Consider the following 4612-nt stretch of genomic DNA (forward strand, 5'->3'; position numbering starts at 1 on the left):
AAGCGGTGATCAAAAAGGTGATCAGTGCCGGCTCGCGCATGGCGTCGTCGCGCATGGCGGTGGTGAGGCCGCCGGCGATGGTGCCGAATAAGGCAATACCGGCAATGCTCATCACCAGTGCCTGCGGAAAGGCCGCCAGTAGTGCGGCAACCGTCGCCCCGAACAGTCCCAGCAACAGATAAAACCCGCCTGCCGCTACGCTGGCAAGATAGCGTCGCTTGGGGTCGGCGTGGGCATCACTGTTCATGCATAGCGCTGCGGTGATGGCCGCCAGATTCAGGGCAAAGCAGCCGAAGGGCGCGAGTACGAGATTGATGGCACCGGTGCTGGTGATCAGCGGCGACACCGGCAAGAGGTAGCCATGGGTGCGCAGGGTGGCGACACCCGGCACATTCTGCGAGGCCATGGTCACTACAAATAAAGGCAGCCCGACACCCAGCAGTACGGCGGGAGAGAACACCGGCGTGATCCAGATGGGCGTCGCCAGCTGTAGTGCGAGTCCGTGCAGCCGCAACTGGCCTTGTGCCGCCGCCAGTGCAACCCCGAGTAGCAGCACGCCGAGCACGGCATAGCGCGGCAGCAGGCGCTTGAGTACGAGATAGGCGGCAAACATCGGCAGCACCAGAGCCAGATTGGCCTGCATGCTGCTGAATACATTGATGCCGAATTTCACCAGAATACCGGCCAGCATGGCGGAGGCCATCGGCAGCGGAATGCGGCTGATGGCGCGCTCGAATAGCCCGCTGATGCCGGATAACAAAATCAGTGCCGCTGAAAACACGAAAGCACCGATGGCTTCGGGCAGCGACACGCCGGACAGGCTGGTGACCAAGAGTGCCGCGCCCGGGGTCGACCAGGCGGTGACAACCGGTACCTTGTAGTGCAGGGACAGGCCGATGCAACTGATGCCCATAGCCAAGCCCAGCGCCAGCAGCCATGAGCTGATTTCGGCCGGGTTGGCGCCGGCGCTGCGTGCCGCCTCGAACACGATGGCCGCCGAGCTGGTGTAGCCCACCAGTACGGTCACAAAACCGGCGGCGAGTGCCGGAAAATCCTGACGACTGATCATGATGTATGGGTTTTATGGGCGGATTTTCAAGATTAAGGTGATGGCCGCTGCTTGTCCAGCCACATGGACGGTGAAAATGCTGGGAGAGATCAGGGGCGCAGTTTACACTGCCGTTTTTTGCCGGAGTGCTCCCGTATGCCACACGAAGACATTATCGCCGCCACCCGCCTGTGGCTGGAGCAGGCCGTGATCGGGCTGGATCTATGTCCGTTTGCCCGCAAGGTGTATCTGGAAAACCGTGTCCGGCTGGTGGTGAGCGATGCGCGTCATCTGGATGGCTTCCTCGAAGATCTGGATAGCGAACTGGACAGGCTGGCCGCAACATCGGCCAGCGAGATCGACACCACCTTGCTGATCCATCCCACGCTGTTCGCCGATTTTATTGATTTTAACGATGTGTTGCTCTTGGCCGACGAGGCGATCAGCGAGCATGGTCTGGACGGCGTGATTCAGGCCGCCAATTTCCATCCTGATTTCCAGTTTGATGGTTGCGAACCGGATGATATGGTTAATTTCGTCAACCGCGCGCCATTCGCCACCCTGCATCTGCTGCGTGATGCCAGTGTAGAGGCTGCCATTGCCGATTATCCCGGGGTGGATGCGATTGCCGAACGCAATAGTGCGACGCTTTACAAGCTGGGCCATGCCGGCTGGGCCGCACTGGGGCTGCCGCTGAAATAAGCTGTTTTTCCGCACAAAAAAGCGCCCGCCTGATCAACAGGCGGGCGCTTTTTTGCGTCAGGTGTCGCCTCAGGCGCGCATGCGGCGCAGCACTTCTTCGCGGCCGATCAGCGTCAGTACGGCATCGACCGACGGTGTTTGCGCGGTGCCGCACACCAGTACACGCAGCGGCATGCCCAGCTGCCCCATCTTGATGCCTTCTGCGGCACAGAAGGGTTTGAACAGGCCATGGATGGCTTCGGCATTCCACTCGGGCACTGCCTCAAGCTGATCGGCAAAGCGTGCCATGCGGGCAGGGGCATCGCCCGACAGATGCTTGTCGAGGTCGGCGGCGCTCGGATGTAGCTTCTGGTAGAAATAATGGCACTCGTCGGCCAGTGTGTTCAGTTCCTGTACCCGTTCTTTCACCAGTGCCACCACTGCGGCCAGTGCCGGGCCATGGGCAGTATCGATGCCGGCGGCGCTCAGACGCGGTGCAATCAGTCCGGCCAGACGGGTATTGTCGGCGGCCTTGATATATTGGGCATTGAGCCACAGGAATTTTTCATGGTTGAAGCGGCTGGCGGACGGGCTGACTGCTTCCAGTGTGAACCACTCGACAAATTCAGCCATGGAGAAGAGCTCGTCGTCACCGTGGCCCCAGCCCAGACGTGCCAGATAGTTGAGCAGCGCTTCGGGCAGGATGCCCTGATCGGCGTAATCGACCACGCTGACCGCATCGCGGCGCTTGGACATTTTCTGTCCGTCCTCGTTGAGTATCATCGGCAGGTGGCCGTAGACAGGCAAGGGCGCATTCAGCGCCTTGAGGATGTTGATCTGGCGCGGGGTGTTGTTGACATGGTCGTCGCCGCGAATGACATGGGTGATGGCCATATCCCAGTCGTCCACCACCACGCAGAAGTTGTAAGTCGGGCTGCCGTCCGGGCGCGCGATGATCAGATCATCCAGTTCGACGTTGCCGATTTCGATACGGCCCTTGACCGCATCATCCCATGCCACTACGCCATCCAGCGGGGTCTTGAAACGCACCACCGGCTTGATACCGGCCGGAACGGGCGGCAGTACTTTGCCGGCTTCCGGGCGCCAGCGACGGTCGTAACGCGGCTTGTCGCCGCGTGCTTCCTGTTCGGCACGCAAGGCATCCAGTTCTTCACGGCTCATATAGCAGTGATAGGCATGGCCTGAGGCCAGCAGATGGGCGATGACTTCTTCGTAGCGCTCGAAGCGGTGGGTCTGGTAGAACGGGCCTTCATCGTAGTCGAGACCGACCCAGTTCATGCCGTCGAGGATGGCCTTGACGGACTCCGGTGTCGAGCGTTCGAGGTCGGTGTCTTCGATGCGCAGCACGAAAGTGCCGCCATGTTTTTTGGCGAAGGCCCAGGAAAACAGGGCGGTGCGCACGCCGCCGATGTGCAGATAGCCGGTCGGGCTGGGGGCGAAACGGGTACGGATCATGATGGCTCTGGCTCGCGTGCAAGGGTTAAGCCGGCTATTTTACGCTGTGCCAAAAAAAACCCGCAAACGCGATTGGCGTTTGCGGGGAAAATTCCACACAGGGTTAGAGAGGAATACGGGGTCAGACCATGGCGCTCATCTGCTGAACAGCACTGGCCGGCAGCATTTCCACCAGCAGCCAGGCAGCGGTACAGGCCAGCATGCCAGCCATGCTGTAGTTGAACAGGTTGAGGCGACGCGGTGAATCGAGATAACGGCGGATATATTCGCCACCCCAGGCCCAGATCGCGATGCAGGGCAGGGTGATGATAAAAGTGATGACAAAAAACAGGGCACCGGCCTGCCACACCGGCATCGTCTCGGGCAAAAAGACGATGGCGACGTTGAAGCCCATCAGCCACACCTTGGGGTTGAGCCAGTTAAACAGCACGCCACCGCCAAAACCCATCGGTTTAGCCTTGCGGTTTTGACCATCCGCGCCGGGCTCTGCCGCGTGCGCCATATGCCACGACAGCCAGAACAGATACAGGCAGCCGGCCAGGGCCAGATACAGCTTAATACTCTCCATCAGCGCCATCATGCTGCCCAGTGCCAGCGCCAGAATGGCCACTTGGCTGGACAGACCCAGCGCCATCCCCATCAGCGCCGGCATGGTGCGTTTGAGACCGAAATTTACGCCGCTGGAGGCCAGTGCGAGATTGTTCGGGCCGGGGGTAATGGCCATGATGGTGAGGTAGGTCACCAGCGCGATGAAGTTCATGATGCTATCCGTCTGAAGGTCTGAATTCTGCCGCTATATTAGCGTTGTCCTATGGGTTGTTACAGATTCAGAAAGTTGAAATTGAGACCATAACAGTTTGCGTAACAGTTAACTGTTATGGTCTCATTGGGCCGTAACTGTACTGCTGGGTGCCGATGGCGGTGTCGCGGCCGGCAGTTTGCGGCAAGGGGAGCGGGGATGAGTGGCGAAACGCTGTATATGCAGTTGGTGGGTGAATGGACGGCGCTGATAGAAAACGGCACGGTGCAGGTGGGCGAGCGTCTGCCATCGGTACGCAAGGCTTGTGCGATGCACAAGGTCAGTCCGTCGACGATATTGGCGACTTACCGGGCGCTGGAAGACCGCGGCCTGATTGCTGCACGGCCGCAGTCGGGCTTTTACGTCAAGGGTGTCGCGCGCTTGCCTCTGCCGCGTATGCGGCGCCAGAGCGAAACACTGGCCGGCGAGGAGGGGGAGGCCGATCAGCTGGAGCTGGTGATGGCGGCACAGACGCGTACCGATGTGATTGACTTGTCGCTGGCCAGCCCGCGCGGCAGTGATTTTTATCCGACGACCCGGCTCAAGCAGATTCTGGGAAAGCTGGTGCGCCAGCACCCGGAGCTCACGACCGATTATCCTTTTCCGCC

At 60.1% G+C, this 4612-nt stretch carries 5 protein-coding genes; 2 read left to right on the top strand and 3 right to left on the bottom strand.

All coding sequences use genetic code 11. From position 1 onward, the window contains the following. The coding region (locus ACRC1E_RS05300; protein ID WP_438514067.1) for a benzoate/H(+) symporter BenE family transporter at positions 1-1069 on the bottom strand (1069 nt) is incomplete at its 3' end. Positions 1070-1204: 135 nt separating this feature from the next. Here ACRC1E_RS05300 and ACRC1E_RS05305 point away from each other — a divergent pair. Continuing rightward, positions 1205-1750, top strand: coding sequence for a DUF1415 domain-containing protein (locus ACRC1E_RS05305; RefSeq protein WP_438514068.1), 546 nt, complete (start codon positions 1205-1207; stop codon positions 1748-1750). 69 nt (positions 1751-1819) lie between these two features. Here the strand turns inward: ACRC1E_RS05305 and gltX are convergent, their stop codons facing one another. After that, positions 1820-3208 carry a glutamate--tRNA ligase gene (gene gltX, locus ACRC1E_RS05310; protein ID WP_438514071.1) on the bottom strand — a complete coding sequence of 463 codons (1389 nt, stop codon included), beginning with the start codon at positions 3206-3208 and terminating at the stop codon, positions 1820-1822. 118 nt (positions 3209-3326) lie between these two features. Then, positions 3327-3965 carry a LysE family translocator gene (locus ACRC1E_RS05315; RefSeq protein WP_438514069.1) on the bottom strand — a complete coding sequence of 213 codons (639 nt, stop codon included), beginning with the start codon at positions 3963-3965 and terminating at the stop codon, positions 3327-3329. A 198-nt stretch (positions 3966-4163) separates the two neighbouring features. On the opposite strand from ACRC1E_RS05315, the gene ACRC1E_RS05320 reads away from it, so the two are divergent. Beyond that, positions 4164-4612 (top strand): GntR family transcriptional regulator (locus ACRC1E_RS05320; protein ID WP_438514070.1); only part of this gene is annotated, 449 nt, incomplete at its 3' end.

Origin of the sequence: Craterilacuibacter sp. (assembly GCF_051659485.1) — a bacterium.
In the GTDB taxonomy this organism is placed as follows: Bacteria; Pseudomonadota; Gammaproteobacteria; order Burkholderiales; family Chromobacteriaceae; genus Craterilacuibacter.

What these genes read in the sequence shown, in the direction of transcription:
- ACRC1E_RS05315 (WP_438514069.1), bottom strand. Translation starts at nt 3,965, where the DNA reads ATGAACTTCATCGCGCTGGTGACCTACCTCACCATCATGGCCATTACC.
- ACRC1E_RS05305 (WP_438514068.1), top strand. Translation starts at nt 1,205, where the DNA reads ATGCCACACGAAGACATTATCGCCGCCACCCGCCTGTGGCTGGAGCAG.